Annotated in this window: 14 protein-coding genes and 1 pseudogene; 2 read left to right on the top strand and 13 right to left on the bottom strand. The window is 46.2% G+C overall.

All coding sequences use genetic code 11. From position 1 onward, the window contains the following. Positions 1 to 20 precede the first annotated feature (20 nt). The 8 genes and pseudogenes from ACR32F_RS29920 to ACR32F_RS29955 all read right to left on the bottom strand — a co-directional run bounded on the left by ACR32F_RS29920 (position 21) and on the right by ACR32F_RS29955 (position 9361). Positions 21 to 890, bottom strand: coding sequence for a carbohydrate ABC transporter permease (locus tag ACR32F_RS29920; RefSeq protein ID WP_440113774.1), 870 nt, complete (start codon positions 888 to 890; stop codon positions 21 to 23). A gap of 15 nt (positions 891 to 905) precedes the next feature. After that, on the bottom strand, positions 906 to 1871 hold the full coding sequence (locus ACR32F_RS29925) for an ABC transporter permease (RefSeq protein ID WP_440113777.1): 966 nt from the start codon (positions 1869 to 1871) through the stop codon (positions 906 to 908). A gap of 444 nt (positions 1872 to 2315) precedes the next feature. After that, positions 2316 to 3863 (bottom strand): response regulator transcription factor, encoded by a 1548-nt coding sequence (locus tag ACR32F_RS29930; protein WP_440113779.1) that lies wholly within the window; start codon positions 3861 to 3863, stop codon positions 2316 to 2318. 222 nt (positions 3864 to 4085) lie between these two features. Further along, positions 4086 to 4409, bottom strand: a pseudogene (locus ACR32F_RS29935) (hypothetical protein); the annotation flags it as partial. A gap of 153 nt (positions 4410 to 4562) precedes the next feature. After that, complete coding sequence (locus ACR32F_RS29940; RefSeq protein ID WP_036612733.1) at positions 4563 to 4775, bottom strand: hypothetical protein; 213 nt, start codon at positions 4773 to 4775, stop codon at positions 4563 to 4565. Positions 4776 to 4787: 12 nt separating this feature from the next. Further along, positions 4788 to 5663 (bottom strand): hypothetical protein, encoded by an 876-nt coding sequence (locus ACR32F_RS29945; RefSeq protein ID WP_440113782.1) that lies wholly within the window; start codon positions 5661 to 5663, stop codon positions 4788 to 4790. A 342-nt stretch (positions 5664 to 6005) separates the two neighbouring features. Continuing rightward, positions 6006 to 8069: a molybdopterin-containing oxidoreductase family protein gene (locus ACR32F_RS29950; RefSeq protein WP_440113785.1), complete on the bottom strand. Its 2064-nt coding sequence runs from the start codon at positions 8067 to 8069 to the stop codon at positions 6006 to 6008. Positions 8070 to 8509: 440 nt separating this feature from the next. Beyond that, entirely contained in the window at positions 8510 to 9361 is an 852-nt protein-coding gene (locus tag ACR32F_RS29955) for a formate/nitrite transporter family protein (protein WP_440113788.1), read from the bottom strand. A gap of 273 nt (positions 9362 to 9634) precedes the next feature. Between ACR32F_RS29955 and ACR32F_RS29960 the strand changes: the two genes are divergently transcribed. Both ACR32F_RS29960 and ACR32F_RS29965 read left to right on the top strand, forming a co-directional pair. Further along, positions 9635 to 10138, top strand: a complete 504-nt coding sequence (locus ACR32F_RS29960) for a hypothetical protein (RefSeq protein ID WP_440113791.1) — start codon at positions 9635 to 9637, stop codon at positions 10136 to 10138. 192 nt (positions 10139 to 10330) lie between these two features. Next, positions 10331 to 10816 carry a hypothetical protein gene (locus ACR32F_RS29965; protein ID WP_440113794.1) on the top strand — a complete coding sequence of 162 codons (486 nt, stop codon included), beginning with the start codon at positions 10331 to 10333 and terminating at the stop codon, positions 10814 to 10816. A 133-nt stretch (positions 10817 to 10949) separates the two neighbouring features. Here ACR32F_RS29965 and ACR32F_RS29970 read toward each other — a convergent pair whose 3' ends face one another. The 5 genes from ACR32F_RS29970 to ACR32F_RS29990 all read right to left on the bottom strand — a co-directional run bounded on the left by ACR32F_RS29970 (position 10950) and on the right by ACR32F_RS29990 (position 19305). Then, a complete protein-coding gene (locus ACR32F_RS29970; RefSeq protein ID WP_440113797.1) occupies positions 10950 to 12311 on the bottom strand; it encodes an FAD-dependent oxidoreductase in 1362 nt (453 codons plus the stop codon). A 462-nt stretch (positions 12312 to 12773) separates the two neighbouring features. Beyond that, positions 12774 to 13256: a glutathione peroxidase gene (locus ACR32F_RS29975; protein ID WP_440113800.1), complete on the bottom strand. Its 483-nt coding sequence runs from the start codon at positions 13254 to 13256 to the stop codon at positions 12774 to 12776. A 261-nt stretch (positions 13257 to 13517) separates the two neighbouring features. Then, positions 13518 to 14396: an ABC transporter ATP-binding protein gene (locus ACR32F_RS29980; protein ID WP_440113803.1), complete on the bottom strand. Its 879-nt coding sequence runs from the start codon at positions 14394 to 14396 to the stop codon at positions 13518 to 13520. A gap of 422 nt (positions 14397 to 14818) precedes the next feature. After that, a complete protein-coding gene (locus tag ACR32F_RS29985) occupies positions 14819 to 18049 on the bottom strand; it encodes a GAP1-N2 domain-containing protein (RefSeq protein ID WP_440113806.1) in 3231 nt (1076 codons plus the stop codon). Continuing rightward, positions 18046 to 19305: a TRAFAC clade GTPase domain-containing protein gene (locus ACR32F_RS29990; RefSeq protein WP_440113809.1), complete on the bottom strand. Its 1260-nt coding sequence runs from the start codon at positions 19303 to 19305 to the stop codon at positions 18046 to 18048. Before ACR32F_RS29990 ends, ACR32F_RS29985 begins: the two co-directional genes overlap by 4 nt. Between the last annotated feature and the right edge of the window lie 196 nt (positions 19306 to 19501).

The raw sequence follows: 19501 nt of genomic DNA on the forward strand, positions 1-19501 counted from the left end.
CGCCTCCATAGATTACATTTTTATTGTTTCACAGCGCCGATTAAAGCGCCCTGAACAAAATAACGTTGGATGAACGGATATACCAGCATAATAGGCAGAGTAGAGATAATGATGGTTGCATATTTGATGTTCTCTCCAATGGCGAAGCCGGTATCGGCGCCAGCGCCCATGGCCTCTGTACTGCTGCTGATCAGAATATCACGCATAATAATCTGGATCGGATACAGCTCCTGACTGCGCAGGTAGAGCATCGGTCCGACATAATCATTCCAATGGTCAACCGCATAATACAACATCATGACTGCCAGGATTGGTTTCGACAAAGGCAGTACAATACGGAACAGAATCAGAAAGTCATTGGCGCCGTCGAGCTTCGCCGATTCGATCAGACTGATCGGAATGCCCTCAAAGTTTGTTTTCATAATGAGGAAATAGAACGTACTGATGGCACCAGGAATAATAAGTGCAAAACGGGTATCCACCATCCCCAGATTCTGAATTAGCAGAAAAGTCGGGATCATGCCCCCACCGAAAAACATCGTGAACGTAATTAATTTCATCAACGTTTTTCTGCCCATCAGATCACTGCGTGATAACCCATAGGCAGCCAGCGAAGTCATGAGCAGATTGATGGCTGTACCCACCACAACATAGAACAAGGTGTTTATGTATCCCGTATAGATGCGAGTATCCTGAAAGACCGACTTATACGCTCCCAGCTGGAAACCTTCAGGAATGAGCATCAGTGACCGGGAACGCAGCATCTGATCCGGATCGCTGATTGAAGAATTGAACACGTACAGCATCGGGTAAAAGCATAAAACCATGATCACCAAGAGCAGCAATGTATTAAATACATCAAAAAGTCGTTCGCCTATAGACTGTTTCATCGCTTCACCTTCCAATTACCAGAGACTGGTTGAGTTAAGCTTTCTGCTGATCGCATTCGCGATAATGAGCAGCGCGAAATTAATGACGCCATTGAACAGCCCGATGGCCGTTGAATACGTATAGTTCCCCTCCAAAATACCGGATCGATAGACAAAGGTGGAGATGACATCCGATGTCTCATAGGTCGGTGCCGTTTGCATCAGCAATATTTTCTGAAAATCAGCGTTCATGACCGCCCCCATGCGCAGAATTAACATAATCACAATCGTTGGCATAATGCCTGGCAGTGTAATATGAAGCAACTGTCTCCAGCGGCCTGCGCCGTCAATTTTGGAAGCCTCATACAACTGTGGATCAATACCACTGAGCGCTGCCAAAAAGATAATCGAGGCCCATCCTGCACCCTGCCATATGTTGGACAGAATGTACATCGGACGGAACATATCCTTCTCCGCCAGAAACATGATGGGCTGCAGATCGAAAAAGTCACGAATGACGTTAAATAACCCACCATCCAAAGTTGAGAACGTTTTCAACATTCCGACCACGACGACAACCGAGATGAAATGCGGCATGTAACTGATCGTCTGCACCGTGCTTCTGAACCACTTTTTCCGTACTTCATTCAGTAACAGGGCCAGGATGATCGGAGCCGGGAAACCAAATACGATACTGTAAAAGCTTAGAATCAGTGTGTTCTTGATTAGGCGCCAGAAATAATAACTTTCGAAAAACATGGTGAAATTGTCAAATCCGACCCATTCCCCGGCCATGATCCCTTTGATCGGGCTGTAGGATTCCTGAAATGCCATCAACAATCCGTACATCGGTCCATAGCTGAAAATCAGATAGTAGGCTACAACAGGAACGAGCATCAGATATACGTATCTGTTGCGGACAAGCTCCTTTTTCACCGAACTCCATTTGCCAGCTGGCTTCAAGCGCCCAGGTTCAATTCCCCGGCTTCGATTCAGCTCCATCCACTCGACCTCCACTCTCGATGATGTTTCTATAACCTGACACTTATAATCATAGAAGCGAGCGCTTTTTCTTCCCATGCTCATTTCCGTTGAATGGATGTTCAAAACCGAGTTCCGTCCGACAAAAAAAGACCCTGCTGCCGATGAATGGCAAACAGGGCGCGAACGTAGATCGGATGTAGAGGTTGCTATCTATATAAATCGAGCTAAAGTATATTTACACTTACCACTCCGATGACAGAACAACCCTCTGATCGCTGTTATCCCCAGATTTTTATGATTCCCTTTTCCAAAAGGAAAAATCCGGGGATAGCATATGCTTCCGATGTAGCTTTCTTTTAGAAAGCTTTTAGGCGAACGCTCCGCTTCTTCGTGTTATTTCTGTCTTCTCCGTTTTCGTGTAAATGTTTAGTTCAATGCTGTAGAACCGACAGCAACGCTGTCTTAAGGTACTTTTTTATACTCGGAAGGGGAGAAGCCCGTATATTTCTTGAACATTTTGCTGAAATACGGCCAGTTGGAGCCAAACCCCGTCTGTTCGGCAAGCGAAGATACGGTGCAGTTCCCGTCCTGCTCCAGAAGCTCGAACGCTTTGCGAATGCGGTAACTTAATACATAGTTCGTAAATTTCTCACCGGTTTCTTTTTTGAACATTTTGCCAATATAATCTGGATTCATGTATATTTCCCCGGCGATGGATTGGAGCGTCAGTGTTTCGTCCCTGTAACGATTCTCCACGATCTGCTTCACACTCCCCACCATCTGAGATTGTCTGGAGCGGTGTTGTTCGTAGCGGCGCAGCGTGATTTCCTTGGCAACGGCAAGCAGAAACTGCTGAAAAGAATGCAGCGTGCTGGATTCAATCATGCCTGGCAACTGGTCCATATACCTTTTCATCTCGGCAGAGCCACTGAGCCGAATCATTTCCATAAACATCTGAATGAGATAGGACTTCGTTTGGGATATATCGTATCGCAAGTCGGCAAGCAGCTGAAACATCCGGTTCAGTTCTGTTCCGACTTCCTGCCAGTGTCCAGCCTTGATCGCAGTTGCCATCCGCTTTGGATCATATTCGAATTCGGGAAGAGTACGCTCCCCGGGAGAACAGACATCCCGCTCCATAATAAGACTGCCCTCACCGAGGTAAAAGCGGTAATTGAGATAAACCAGCGTCTGCATGTACAATTGTCGTGCCTGTGGAAGATCTCCTGGTTCGCTCAGAGCAATCGTGAGATCATCATGATAATATCGGGTAAATGTGGCGCGAATCTCATCAATATTATGGAACAACTGCGTTTCAGACAACTTGTCCTCCATCATCAGTAACACATGACCTCCCACCGTGGCACTTAAGATCGGATTGTGAAAAATATCCTCGGCAATGTTCTTGACCGCGAACAAGTGCAAATACTCATGATCCCCCTCAATCTCTACCAACAGCAACCGGACACGCTGATCCTGAAATTGTACATCGAATAATTCCTCGAAATACTTCCATTCCTTGACACCGTACGTTCTGTTGGTAACCAGCTCCTTCAAAAAATATTCCTTGGCATGTGGCAGTACACGCTCCAGATTGTATTGAATCGACTGTACAAAACGCTCCTGATCGGACAACTCCCGCTTCTCACTGACCAATTCATTAATAGCCTGTACGAGATGCTCCTCACTGCAGGGCTTGAGCAAATAGTGCTTCACCCCATACTGCATGGCGGTCTTTGCATATTCAAATTCCGTAAAACCCGTGAGCATGATAAACGAGATATCCCCATACTTCTCCGCCACAGCTTCAACCAGCTGTAACCCATCCATTCCCGGCATGCGAATGTCCGAGATGATAATATCCGGACGTTGCCGCTCAATTGAAGCAAGCGCTTCCAATCCATCCTGGGCAATGCCGACCAGTTCTGTTCCCAATCGGGACCAGTTCACGACACTGGAGATTCCGTCCGAGATCATAAATTCATCATCGACCAACAAAACCTTGTACATCGTATACATCCTCCTGCCTTTAACCAGTTCCCTTCTATTATATGAGCATTATGCGTAAATAGAGGACTGCATACCGAATAGCAAGGTTTTGAAGCAAAACAGGTCTGATTACTGAACACCTGTATCACGTGCGAAGTCCTTGGCTAACGAATCATGGTCTATGTTGACCCTTGTCCAAACCAAACAACCCTCACCCTGCTACAGGGTGAGGGTTGGTCGCTCCTATATAAATGCGGGATATACAGTGACCATACATGCCCGGATCAATTTATTTTTTACCGCGTGAATGAAATGTATCGTTTCAAATGCCCTTAGATCATCGGTCCGATCCTGGAAAAACTGTTCCTGAATCGCCTCAGGATCCAGATGCTCATATATAAGCAGTCCTGCTTCATCAAGCAAGGCCTCCATCTCTGCATAAGCGTACCCGGATTTCATCGGCTCACCACCTATTGCAGCCAATTTAACCATATTTTCAACCCGATTAAACCTTCCTTTTTCCTCAAAAAGGTGCTCATCTGCATAATCCAGAACTATAGAGCTTCCGTGAATTTTAGGCCTAACTCAAACAACGCGCACCGACTGAATATCGATACGCGCTGGAAGCAAGCTTTTAACTTAGAGTCTACTCAACAGGGTATAACTAGTTCATTAAGAAATTTTTTACTATTGTTAACATACATCCCACTGAAATCCCACTTAAGGTGCATCATTTTTTTTTAACTTTTTAAACTTTTTGACTTCATGAATTAATCTAATTATAAAAGCAATTTCAAGAGGCATACAAATGATAATTGCCACCACTAAAGAAGCCTCTAACGCCATATAAAATAATATTAAGACACCAATAATATAAACAATGGACATAATGATATCTCTCTTCGCTGCCTCGTATTCGGTTAATTGCTTCATATCATCATTCCTTTATATCTTCTGGAGTACTACATTATATACCCCGATATCAATTAATTCATCATAAGTTCTTTCATCCCCGCCATCATTCACCTGTGCTGTTTTGCCATTAAACGTAGCTTTTACTATATATCTTTCTGAGGCCAATCCTAGCATACCCTGAGAATAGACTTCCACTTGTGTTAAATATCTAGTTGCATCCATTGCACCAATTATTGAATCAACTGTAACTCCTAGAATCGTGATCCCCATTGCCTTCAAGAAGGTAGTGAACTTACCCTTAGTATAATAAATATCTATTATTGTAATTACCGTTGCCACAGCAGTCCCAGCGGATATATTCAGCTTATAATGCTTATCTTGCAGAACAGATTGCTTTTGATATATAGAACCATATTGCTTCCAAGCCGTATTATACTTTTGCTTAACAAAGTTAAAACCTGGAGAAGCATTCAATACAGCGCTTTGTGTTTCTACCGCTCCTGTGATTTGATTATCATGTTCATTAGAAAGTGCATTACCATCTGACTCACTAATCATTTCACTTGCTTTTTGTGTAACGACCTCACCATTCGCCGTAGTAGTTACTATTTCGTCAGAACTTATATCGTAAATGGCTTCAGCTACGAGTTTATTGTCTATAAAATGCTTAACAGTACGTATTCCGTTTTCTTCTTTTATATTAAAATCTATTATCTCTCCTGTGTTAGTCTCTTCGTAGCTCGCGTCAATATCAATTAACCCGTCCTGATCAGAATACTCATAGTTTAATTCTTTAATTTGGTCATCTTCGACGCCAACTTTATCAGCGTAAGTGTTAGCAGAAAAAGGTGAAAGTAAAAACGTTAGTATCAGTGTCAAAGAAGTAATTAAAGCAAATTTTCTCATTATATACCTCCTTTTTAAGTTAAATAGATAACAACAAATAATCCATTTATTGCTTTAATTATGACATACAGAGGATATAAGGGAACCCTTTTTTAGAATATTAATACAAATTAACTACATTATTTCGGAAGATTAGGTCTATTTACTTATATATTTAACTTTAGGCAACTAATAAATTAATACACCTGACAAAGAACCTATCGCCCTATCTTATACTATTTTTAACACATTTAAAGTACAGTTTCTTATAAAAATAGGCCTTTACGCTGACAATGTAACCAGTCAGTGCAAAGGCCATTTGAGTTGTTCATCTTACCTCAAAAATTCACGCTGCAAGCACACTCATTGACGCTTCACTTCAACAGTGGCCGAGAAGAAGGTCGCCCCGTTGCCCATGTCAGACAATCGGTTGGACGTGAGCGAATTGGCTCGCTGCTTCTTGCCATCACCATCCCACCATAAGCCTTGGCTGATGACGGTTCCCGGCAGCATGGCTTCACTTACCTTGGCGGTAAGTTCGATGCGCCCACGATCATTCCATACAACCACTGCATCTCCATCCTCCACGTTTCTGCGGGTAGCGTCCTCGGGGTGCATTTGCAATAGAGGCATCTTTTCCAAACGCTGATGTTTGGCTGAATTGCCAAAGGTGGAGTTCAGGAAATTATGGTTTGGCGGCGATAAGAACATCAACGGATACGTATCGGCAGGTCCAGCCGGATTCTCCCCATCATATCCTTCAACCAGAGCGCTATAGGTAGGGAGCGGTGGAAGCCCTCTCTGTTCCATCGTCTCCGAATACAATTCGATTTTGCCCGAAGGTGTAGGCAGTTGATCCAGAAATGCAGCATGTGGCGACATATCCAGCTTCACGAATCGATGCTGCTTCAGTCCCTCCAACGTTACTCCGTTCATGTATGGGTTGCCTGTGCCCTGAAGCGCGTCCTCAATCATCTGTTCCGGCGTTTCTCCGAAGATCACAGGATCGTACCCCATAGCCATCCCAAGCAGTGAAAATAATTCCACATTGCTCTTGCTCTCCCCGATCGGTGCAATCACTGGCTCTTGCAGATGAACGTACTGATGCCAATAGGAGGTATACAGATCCGTCGCTTCAAATGATGAAGTGGCTGGTAATAAAATATCTGCATATTTCGCCGTATCCGTCATGAACAGATCATGTACAACCGTGAACAGATCCTCCCGTGCAAAACCTCGCTCCACCCGCTCGGTATCCGGTGCCACCACCAGTGGATTGCTGCAATAGACCATCATGGCCCGGATCGGCTGCTCCGCTTCCAGCAGCGCTTCGCCAATCCGGTTCATGTTCACGACACGCGGCTTCGGATTCTGCCGCAGTTCCGGACGTTCCAACGCCTCGCTATTCGTGCTCGCGTAGCTGTTGGTACGAACGGCACCGCCGCCTTGCTTCAGCCATTGTCCTGTAATAGCAGGCAGACAAGCGACACTGCGCACGTTCATGCCACCGTTATCATGGTGCTGGAGGCCATTCCCGATGTGAATATGGGCTGCCTGTGCGTTGCCGTACAGCTTGGCCAACTTCACAATCGTCTCCTCCGGCACGCCAGTAATACGCGCAACGCGATCAGGGGTGTAACTGCGGACATGATCACGCAGCGCCTCATGACCAATGGTATACTTTTGCATAAACGCTTCATCCGTCAGTCCCTGTTCGAATAACACATGCATCAATCCCAACGCCAGTGCGCTGTCTGTACCCGGATAAAGTGGGATAAACCAATCTCCCCATTGGGCGGTACGATTGCGATGAACGTCGATTACGACGATTTGGGCGCCTTTCTTGCGGGCTTTCTCCGCCAAAACCACCTGATGCATATTCGTACTGACGATGTTGCCACCCCACACCAGGATGAGATCCGCATGTTCCGTATCTTCGGGTAGAGTTCCCCGGTTGGCACCCATCGTATATTTCCAGCCGGTGTTTCCGGCCGAGTTACAGATCGTCTGCTCTAGTACACTCGCACCAAGCGCATTGAAGAACCGCCGATCCATGCCATCTACTCCAAGAATGCCCATGTTGCCGTAGAAGCTGTATGGGAGGATACTCTCGGGTCCATAGGTTTCAGACAGCGAACTGAATTTCGCTGTAATCTCCCCAATCGCCTCGTCCCAGCTGATTCGTTCAAACTTGCCTTCACCCTTGGCTCCAACACGTCTCATCGGATATTGCAACCGCTCGGGGTGATATACCCGCTCTGTCATGTTTCTGACTTTATTACAGATGGCGCCCTTCGTAATCGGATGGTCCGGATTGCCGGCTACCTTCACGATTTTGCCGTTCTCTTTGTGAAGCAGTAGGCCGCAAGTATCTGGACAGTCGAGCGGGCAAACTGCCGCAAATACACCATTCTCCTGATCGATCATTTCCAGGTTTCTCCCCCTTCAAAAACTATCCTTATATCATATCTTCTCCAAGGTAATCGCGTAAAGAGAACAGTCTTTATTCACCGCTACAGCCGCTCCAAAATGTATAAAAAAATATTTATACTCCATGATTCATTCTCGGAATGCAGGGGTAAATTAAAAATAAGGCATTAGGCTAGTGTTTCCCCACTTCCTCCTTATGCCATATCATGGACCACTCCCGAAATTCGCCATGAACAGGTTTCGTTCCCCCGAACCTTGTCATGGCGAATTTATTTTGCCTGGAAATCCAACAACCAAAAGACGATTCCATTCCCGTTCCATCACAGCATGATTGCCATGATCCGAACGAGATCAGAATCGCCTTAGCCTATATCCATATACGATACGATGAACTTATGCAGCCGATTCGATGATAACGGGTCGTTCGACTGTATCTGCTACGCCTGCTTGCTCCACATCGCTCTAGCCTCAGTCTCCACAGGTTCGACCACCATCTTCACCTCTGGTTTCACTTCCGGCTCACTCTTGCGCAGATAAACCATCCAGTAGGCAGCAGCAACAAACAGTGCGCCCCCCGCCATATTTCCCAGCCATACCGGAATGAAATTCATGATATATTGTCCCCACGAATAATGCCCTTCGAAAATCGCCGCAGGGATCAGAAACATATTAGCCACAACGTGCTGGAATCCAATAGCGACAAAGGCCATCGTTGGGAACCAAATTCCTAAGATTTTACCACTCATCGTATCCGATGCATAAGATAGCCACACCGCCAGTGCAACCAGCCAGTTACAGCCAATCCCGGAGATAAAGGCCTGCAGGAAGCTGTCATGCAGCTTGTGACCAGCCATATCCACCACTTTAGCCAAGTAAACGCCCTCACCAGTTAGACCAAGAACATGTCCAAACGCATAGGCCACAAAGATGGCTCCAAGAAAATTACCTAACGTTACTAAAGTAAGGTTTTTCAACATGCCGCCTACCGACAGCTTGCGTGCAATCGTAGCGAGCGGAACAGCCATCATATTACCTGTCAACAATTCGCCGCCACCTATGAGTACCAACATCAAACCAACAGGGAATACCGCCGCACCGATCAGATTAACCAGGCTCCCCCACTCTGCCGGAGCTGAGGAAATCACCCGAACATCAAGCAAGAATCCAAGCGCTATAAAAGCCCCTGCCAGAAAACTGAGCACGAGTACAGAAGATACCGGATTTTGAGCCTTCTTCATTCCCGTTTGCGCTGTATATTGTGCAACCTCAAGAGGTGTCTTTGCTGCCATATCGATCCTCTCCTTCACGGTTCATGAACAAATTAAATCAGTTTGGTTGGTTGATAAGTTCATTGTAACGCGAAGATATCGATAGGTTTGTTACTTTTATCACAAAGTCTGAAGGTTCCTATTTTACTCTGCTTTCAAAAAATTTCGTACTGACTAGCAGACGAATAAAAAGTAACTTAAACTTTTTTTTGGAAAATACTTGAATATTCTATAGAAATCATATTAAATTATAATTTAATCAATAACTATGTATGTGAGGAGAGATATACTCCATTGAAAAAAATAACATTTATATCTACTCTATGTTTAGCCTTGACGGTGGGTATCATATCCTACGTTTTTTTGAATAGTCGAGATGCCCGTGTAACAACCAAAGACACCGAGAATAGGAGTCAACTCACCGAAACGGTATCTATAGGAGATCCTGATCACGCAGTGACAACTCATGAACATGAATCCAAACCGCTATTTAAAACGGTATTAGCTGGAAACAATACATCTACTAATTTTAATGTTGACGGAGAATATAAGCATGTGAAAATCTTTATTGAGAACTCTGGAAAAAAAACGATAAAAGCGGTGATGGTGCATAACCGTTCAAGCGACGAATATTTTGTCGAAAAAGTAGCCCCTGGCGAGACTATTAAATGGACGAGTTTTACTGAATTTCCACAAGGCGTTGAGGAAGGAAAGTATTCCATCACCTATCGTGCTGATGGAGACAACTTTAGCGGGCAAGCTTGGGGAATATCATCTGAAATAGCCATTGATATGTAATTTATACATCTTGGAACCTCAAGTTCAGTGCATAGTTAATTAATTGGAATTTATCTACAACAATATGGATAGTAAAATTCATGAATTGTTACAAAATAAGGAATTATATTGGTAATATATTGATTTATATTTATATATATGGTTTAATAGTAATGTATTAACATTACACATACATAAGGGGATATACACTAAATGAAAAAAGCACTTTTATTATCCGTTTTGTCCTTGTCACTAGCAGCATCAGTATCTGTTGCAGCAGCTTCATCTGATCAAAAAACAGACAGAGTTACCAATGTTAATCCGTCTATAACTCCGATTATTGTTCAAGATGATGATCCTGTTATTGTTCCATTCAGAACTTCAGACCTTTTTAAAACTACCTTATCCGGAGTCACTGATAATAGTTTGTTCAATGTCGCTGGTGGATATGGCCATGTCAAAGTTTATATTAAAAATACTGGAAAATATACAATTAGAGCGGTAATGGTCCACGATTCAACAAAAAAAGAATACTTCAGTAAAGATATAGCTCCCGGTGGTACTCTGGATTGGAGAAGCTTTACGGATACTCCACAGGGAGTTAGAGGTGGAGATTATACGATAACTTATCGTGCTAATGGAAATCTGCTGAGTGGAAGTGCATGGGGAATATCTGCTGAGAACAACAACGAGCTATAGAGAAAAAACAGGAAAGTTAAAACTCATATCCTTAAATTATTCGATCATCCGTAACAAAAAGTTAACCCGACAGGCTGGTGATTTCTCATCGGCCGATCGGGTTATTTGTTGCTATAAATTAATCAAACCTTCCTTACACCATTGCTGGTGCTTTTACTTCTATTGGAGGCAGTGCTTGCAGACCCGCCGTGTTCAGGAAGTTCCACGGTTTGTTGTAATGTGGCTGGAAGAAGAAGTCGATGAAGGCCAGCTCATCTACCGTCATGTTGTTCTGAATGCAGACCGAGATGGTATTGATCGATTGGGTTAGATCAACCTGTGACATCACTTGTGCTCCGACGATACGGCGAGTTGCCTTCTCATATACAACTTTGAGCAACAGTTTCTCAGCGGTTGGCATGAACTCCGGACGGTAGCTGTCTTCCAGTATCACCGCTTCAACAATCAGACCTTCGTCAGCAGCAGACGTCTCGGTCAGACCTGTGCCGGCGATATTTTGTTCATAAATTTTGATACCCGATGTCCCTTGTGTACCCATATAAGGTGTCGTAGGACGAACCAGGTTACGGGCTACGAGTGTACCCATCCGAACGGCGTTGGTCGCCAGTGGAATGTAAGATGCTTTGCCTGTCGGGTTGTAATGAATCGCACAGCTATCACCCGCAGCGAAGATGTCTTCTTGGCTGGTTTGCATATATTTATCCACGATGATCGCGCCGTTGGGCAGCATATCCACCTGGTCTTTAAGCAGAGCAGTATTTGGGCGGAAACCAATGCACAGAATAACCAGATCTGTTTCAAACTCACCTTTGGAGGTGATGACCTTGGTCACTTTGCCATTCTCTCCGGTGAATTTCTGTACCGTTTGGCCGAGCGCCAGCTTGATGCCGCGTCCAGTCAACGTATCTTCAATCACATCCGTGAACTCAGGGTCCAAATATTTGTTCAGAATTCGGTCAACACTGTCAATTAGTGTAACTTCCTTGCCATTCATCTGGAAAGCCTCCACCAGCTCTACGCCGATGTATCCTGCACCGACTACAGTGATGCGTTTGGCATCTTTGGCTTTTTCAATAATGGTGTTGGAATGGTTGTAGTTTTTGCAAAGTAAAATGTTATCCATCTCGATGCCTTCAAGCTTCGGAACGACAGGCCATGAACCTGTAGTTACAATCAACTTGTCGAATGTATCTTCAAATTCTTCCCCGGTTTGCAGGTTTTTAGCCTGAAGGGTATGCCCCGCGGCATCGACTGCCGTCACTTCATGAAGCATCTTAGTCACAACGCCAAGCTCTGCCAATTGATTGGGTGAAGAATAGAACAAGCCGTCAGGGTCTTTCACTACCCCACCTACGTAGAGCGCAATGCCGCATGATAGGAAGGAGATATTGTCATTGCGCTCATACACCGTGATGGTTGCATCCGGGTATAATTTGGCGGTGTTAACGATGGCTGCGGTTCCTGCGTGTGTACATCCGATAACTGCGATTTTCATAAAAAGTTCCTCCTCGAAATATATAAATGAGATTGTATATAACGTCATTGTGGTTGTGAAATATTTCACTTCTTAAACGATACTGTATATGTGATTTATTTCACTTTATACACTTATTATAATGTGATCTTTTTCACATTGCAATAGCTTTATCAAAAAAAATTTGTCGAAAGGACTCGTCCCCTGCATGGAAGTCATTCGTTCGCTTATCTTTATTAACTTCATTTTCCCCCGATCTGGACCTGTTTATGCTCCGACATGACTTCTAAAATCCGTATATTGCTGTTCAAGTTATATGCACATTGCTCAATTCAACATCATATAAGCTATGCGCTCAATTTGCTTCAACTCGCTTCGGACACCCGGAAGAAAGATGAATCGAACGATGTAAAATTCTGAAATAAAAATTTGCTTCAAAAAAAGCCTGTCCTCCAAAATGTGGAGGCAGGCTTCTCAATTCATTTATACGCCAAGCAGCTTTTCAATCTCGGCTGTCATGGCTTCAGGGGATTCTTTTGGTTCAACACGTCCTACTACTTCACCCTCGCGGTTCACAAGGAACTTGGTGAAATTCCATTGGATGCTATCGTCTTCACCAACACCAGGTTGCTGTTCACGCAGATACTTGAACAAAGGATGCGCTTCTTCACCGTTCACGTCAACCTTGGCAAACACCGGGAAATTAACACCATAGTTGATCTGGCAAAATGATTCTGCTTCCTCGCTGCTGCCCGGCTCTTGGCCTCCAAACTGGTTACAAGGGAACCCGAGTACAACCAAGCCTTGATCACGATAACGATCATAGAGCTTCTGCAATTCACCGTATTGTGGGGTCAGTCCACACTTGCTGGCTGTATTGGCAATCACCAATACTTTGCCTTGATACAGATCCAGTGCAACTTCCTGATTTGCGGTCGTTACCGCCTGATACGAATATACGGACATGACTGATTCCTCCCATGACAGATGTAGGTTTGGGCTGCTGCTTCTACTATGCCAAGTGACAAAGTGGCACACAGCCTGTCTTCATATTATAGACTTGATGCAATGCAATCACCAAATCTTCAATGAATTCTGTGCAATAACCATATGTAGCTGATCGTTCCCATTATGTAGACCTCCCATGAATGCGAACAAGCCGTGTGCAATAACGCACAGCGGCTTCATTCTATAATTTAGAGCCAAATATGGCCCATTCCATTAACTTCACGTTGCGTGGCGAACCCGTTGCTCTGTTCGTGCTCCCGCATGAACCATCGCAGTGTTCATGATCATTTGCTCTGGTTTTGACGGCTGACGCTCACCAGCAAGAGCGTATGGCAAGCAGAGTGGCACACCGGAACGTGGATCAACCACGATATCCACTTCAATGTTGAACACTTCACGAAGTACATCACAGTTCATGACTTCCACGGGTGACCCTGTAGCGATCGCTTGACCTTTTTTGATACCAATCATGTGATGTGCATAACGGGAAGCGTGGTTTAAGTCATGCACAACCATAACAATCGTGCGGTTGGCTGTGGCGTTCAGCTGCTCCAGCAATTGCAGTACTTCAAGCTGGTGAGCCATATCCAGGAACGTAGTCGGCTCGTCCAGGAAAAGAATGTCTGTCTCTTGGGCAAGTGCCATCGCAATCCAGGCACGCTGACGCTGTCCACCAGACAATTGATCAATCGGGCGATCATGGAATTCCGTCATTCCAGTCACTTCAATGGCCCACTCAATCATGCGTTTGTCTTCAGCCCGCATGGAACCAAAGCCTTTTTGATAAGGGAATCGACCGTAGGAGACCAGTTCCGTTACTGTCAGTCCTTCAGGAGCTGTAGGGTTCTGCGGCAAAATGGCAAGCTGCTTGGCTACTTCGCGCGTAGACTGCTTATGGATGGACTTCCCGTCGAGCAACACATGACCTGCTTTCGGATTCATAATCCGAGCCATTGTTTTCAGGATCGTTGACTTACCCGAACCGTTAGCTCCAACAAGTGCTGTAATTTTTCCTTGGGGAATTTGAATACTCAGATCCTCAACAATCAGTCTATCCTCATAAGCGATATCCAGCTTGGACGTCTCCAGACGAAACATGCGATCATCCCTCTCTCATTTATCCCGGTTATGTAATCCGGCTATGACAACGAAAACGAAATTTAAGTTCAGCTTATTTCCGGCACAACAATATCTTCTTTACTAAAGATACTGATAATCATTATCATTTGTCAACACTAAAAATCGAATTTATTGCTTGAACCAAGCTTTATTTGCTGGGTTTTGATCGAAATTTGTTCCAGTATTCCGGTTTCGTATGAGAGCTTTTCTCAATGTATATGTGCATTTCACCACTTCTGAACAAACGCTGAAATTATGAAGGGATAACAATGTGTCCAATTTGTGAATACATGCCTTGTAGTTTCAATATGAACTGTTCAACCATGCTAACCTATAAAATACAGCCTCAAGTAACAATCGAGGCTGTATCTAATTCTTTATATGATGTTATAGCATCCTAATCATGACTTGGGTACTGCGATTAAATTAATTACCGTCGTTCCACTTTGAACACTCACGATATTCTGCGGATTGATATCGACCGGAAGTTCCACTTGTCGACCATAGGGATACAGACGATCCGCTTCTGCAACAGACATCCTTTCTGAAGAGGGATTCGATCCATTTGATACAGACGAATCCGGCGATGTAGTGCCTGTTCCTTGGGCTGCATCTTCACCCGTAGAGTCAGATGCTTTACCCGTCCCGACATCCGTTTTTGTACCCGTTGCTGGATCTGAAGTGGACCCACCTGTCGCCCCTGGATCTGCCCGCTGATCTCCAGCCTCCGATTGCTCTGTGTCCCCCGCGTTTCCCGCTGTCGAAGCATCCGCGCTTCCTTGAGATGTGCTTCCAGCACTATCGGAGTTATCTTGGGCATCTGGCTCCTCATTCCGATTAAAGCTCTCCCACTTGCCTGCAGCATCAAGCTCCTGAGTGCTGCCATCTTTCATCATCAATTGGAGTGAGCCTTGCTCAAAACCACTGCTTTCCGCTTCATTCCTGAAACGGATCACCAGTTGTGCTGCCGAATCGGTACCTTCCTGTTCGTTTGCAGGAACAACATAAGCGATCTGGTCTGCCAACTGAACCTCAGGTTCAGCCGGAATGACAGGCTCCTGTGTGGTTGGAGGAGATGCCGCTGGCGGCATCCCTTTGTCACTCATTAACGCATATGTACCGCCAGCAATACCAAGAATCAGGATCAGGATCACGGTTCCCAAGAACAGATTTTTCCTTTTGCCCGTTAACATCCGCACCAGTGGAGAAGACAATTCCACCTTGGCCCGATCATAGACTGGCTTCATCGCCTTGCTTGCTCTCGCATAATAAGGCTTGAAGGCAGACTTGGACTTAAAGGCTTCACGGTCATGGGCCTTGAAGTAGGCTACGATCGCATCCGAATAGCCTTTGTGAACATTGGAACTCCGAACAAACATCCGCTGATTCCCTGACCATTCGAAGAATGGATACAACCCTTCCGCACGACCTGCACTACTGCGTACAAATTCAATCAGGCCTGCATAGTCCAGCCGGTTGCTGCCACTCCCACCCCGATAGAAAGCCAGTGGCAGAGCTTCATACGCTGCCACACCCGGGTGATCCCTAAGCTCTTCGACAAGCCAGCGGCGCGTCCAGCGCTGAAGTTCATTACGCTCGGCCAGGGAGAGCGACTCCAGTTCTTTTTCGCCATTCCCTTCACCGCCAAGCCATACTCTTGCAGCCAGCATCATGTTCGTTCGAGCAGATACATCGGAGCCCTGACGTGCCGCCCAATCCCGGACCTCATTGCCATGGTGCAATATATCGATACTTAACAGCTGTTCACGGTTAACCCGTTCCAGATCAAGATCCTGAATCATAAACAGGTTAATGACATAGGCTAGCTTGTCTGCAAGGCGGGTTAGCTCCTCCTGATACGCCGGATCTGGACTGGCGGACAGAGATCCTCCTTTTCGGTTAGAGCGAGCTGTAGCTTCCGATTGGCCAATTCGTGCCGTAATGCCTGTAACATAGGAATCTTCGGCTGATACCCGGTCGAGTACGCTAACCCGCTGTAATGCTTCATTTGCAGACTGTACCGGATTAGGCGCAGAACATAACCGTTCATTCAGCTCACTGGCTGTCCGCTCCAGCAAAAAGCTGTAGTGGATCGCAGACGGATGGGATGTAACCCATCTTCGGATCACTTCCACGACGTTAGCTGCCGAATCAGTGCGTTTCAGCTGATTGTCCAGATAGGGCTCGAACAATAACTTGGTGAGCGATTCATTTGCCAGCACTTTATCAAAGAAAGCCTGACTCAGCTGCATATCCCGATCCAGCACACCATACAATTCCTGCACAGCACGCATACGCTTCTGGGCGCGGGCATTATTCACACCATAGATGAAATAGTCCACGATCCGGGATTGCACTACTGGGGCAGCGACACGGAAATATTCTCCGATGCGAGCAGCGACTGCTTCTTCAGGTACATTCTCGCGCTTCACGCTGTCCAATTCCCTGCTGAGCAAGGTCAGGAACAGCTCGTTCAGGCGTGAACGTTGTTGCGGTCCACCTTCCGGCTTCAGATAGGTCAGCAAGCCACTCAGGACATTGCTTTTGTTATCCAGATACAGGTCTTCCATGCCTTGTTCAAGACCATAGAACACCGAGAGTTCCCCATAAGCTTCGATGGAAAGCTCCCGTCCAGGCTCCATGCCGGACAGCATCTCGTCGGCAAACGTATAAAACGCATCCGCAGCAACAGGTTCCTGCAGCAGGGACCAGGCAAATTCCGCATAAGGCAACTTCGCCACAGATGCGTCCGCATGGGTCACTCTGCCGGATACGAGATCAAACGTAAAATCCTTCTCCGTATTCCGGTCCTTCGGACGCAACGTACCCCGCTCTACAAACTGGACGTGAATACCCTTTTTGGCCTGCGGCTCCTTGGCAAATGTCATGAAACCAAGCTGCCGCCGGAAGGCGTATGGCAATGCCGTGTACAGCAAACGCAGCAGCCCTTTGGCTCCGGCGGTTACTTCCTCTGCGGGAACATCCAGCGCAATATATACTTTACGGCGAGTGGCTACGGACTGCATCACGGCGTAGAGCAGGCGCTTGAACAGCACCTCGTTCATTTTCAGGGCGCTCAGAATCTCGCTTGGTGATGCGTCCGGGCTGAGGCTGCCGCCTGAAGGCATCCATGATTCTTGGCCTGCACCTGTCTTTCCGGCTGAGCCCTGCCCACGACCAGGCGTTACAGGCAATTCAGGAAGTACAGGCAGAACGATGCCTTGTTCGATGTCATAGGACGTGGCGAACATGGCGTCCAGCCAGCCGCCCTTCTTCATCTGTTCTTCCGAGCGTTCGGGAGACAGGACATAATTATGCGCGAAAAAGGCACTGCGCAGCCCGGTAAAATCCGCAGACTGGTACACATTTTGCCCTAAGATCGTCTCTCCGCTCTCCAGATGAAGTAAATGAATGGAAGCCGGGAATTTTGTCTCATCCTTCTCACTCCGGCCTGTCAGCTCCGCTGGAGCATCATAGACACAGTAGGGGTGAAGCACTTTTTTGATAAAAGAAGGGTCCAGTCCCGGCGATGCTGCAACCGTGTCGAACCCCTCTGTGGAACGAAATACCCCGCGCCGCTCCCTCGTGTACATCTGTTGTTCAATGGGCGGGGTTACGGAAGAACGCATCATCCCACTCTCCCCTCAATGTACTTCAGCTTGTACAGCAACCATAGAAAGGGTTCATCCACACGGATTGGGCTGACGACACCTTGCAGCTTCATATCGACCGGATTGCTGCCCAGCGCAGACACTGCAAAGTATGCTGTATCCTTAAAGTACACATCCATCGTGCCCTTGAACGGACGATCAACCTTCTCGATAAAACGCCGGATTTCCCCGTCGATATTCTCGAATTCGGTCAGATCAAAATAATCACGGTGCACCATGTTGCGGAACACATTGCTGTTGGATTTGATATAATCCCCCTCTTCATCCTTTAGGGAATGCAGCATGTCGCTTTTGGTCAGTACAACGGCCGTAGGAATAGTCGTCTTGGCCTTTTCCTGATACGCGATAAAATCTCCAAACATCGTCAGTACCACATCACGCGGCTCATCGTATCGTGGGGTCCACTCGCCCGGCTCGTTGCCAAGGTTAATGCGGATTTTGTCCCGAATGGAACGAATCTGGAGCGGGTCCACCATGAACAGAATGCCTGCCGAGTTCTTGATATGCTGCCCGTGAAGTCCGAGGTAATCCTGCTCCACCATACCTTCACCCGCAACGTCAAAAAACACCAGGGTCAGCGGCGCTTTATCTTCGTCCTTGAATACAAACTGAAAAATAAACGGCTCCTGCAGCTTCTCCTTCTGCGTGGAATCGAGCAGATCGCCCCGTTCGAACAACGGTTCTTCATAATCGGCACGGAACCGGCGGCTAATCTCTGCATTCAGTGGCATACATGCCGCGTCAAAGTGATCAGCCGTATAATGCTGCAACGTATGGATCAATGAGGTCATATATACGGATTTACCTACTTGGGATGCACCAATGATGGAAATGATATTGCTCGGTGCTTTACCTGCCGTAACAGGCAGTTCATTATGGCACTGCGGACACAACCGGCGGCGGGTAACGACACCGTACCGATCATTTAATCCCATCACGATGTTATCTGAATAAATACGATGTTCCTCGGGTACATCATGAGGGGCCAGCACGGCCTCCATATCAAATACCGTGTCAAGTCCAAATCGTTCTCGATACCGATTCAACTTCGCATCTTCCCCGAGTGCGTAGTCCTCATCATCATCGCGGTGATGAGCGGCCCGGAACACAACCTCTTCCGGTGAAAACTTACTGAAACAGTAAGGACATACAATATCGTAGAACAACGGCCGTTCCTCCGGCTGCTGTCTCTTTAAAAACCGGCTAAAAAAACTCATAGTCACTCCCCTCCCCTGATCAGTCCGACTAAGGTGATTTACACTTGCACTACGATGACAGAGTAACCTTCCAATCGCTGTTATCCCCAGATTTTTTTTATTCCCTTTTCTAAATGGGAAAATCCGGTGATAAAGGCGATCGCTTCGCTTTTTCAGGTTATTTCTGTCCTCTCCGTTTCTGTGTAAAAAATTAGCC

It is taken from the genome of Paenibacillus hebaui (genome assembly GCF_051934385.1).
GTDB lineage: Bacteria > Bacillota > Bacilli > Paenibacillales > Paenibacillaceae > Paenibacillus.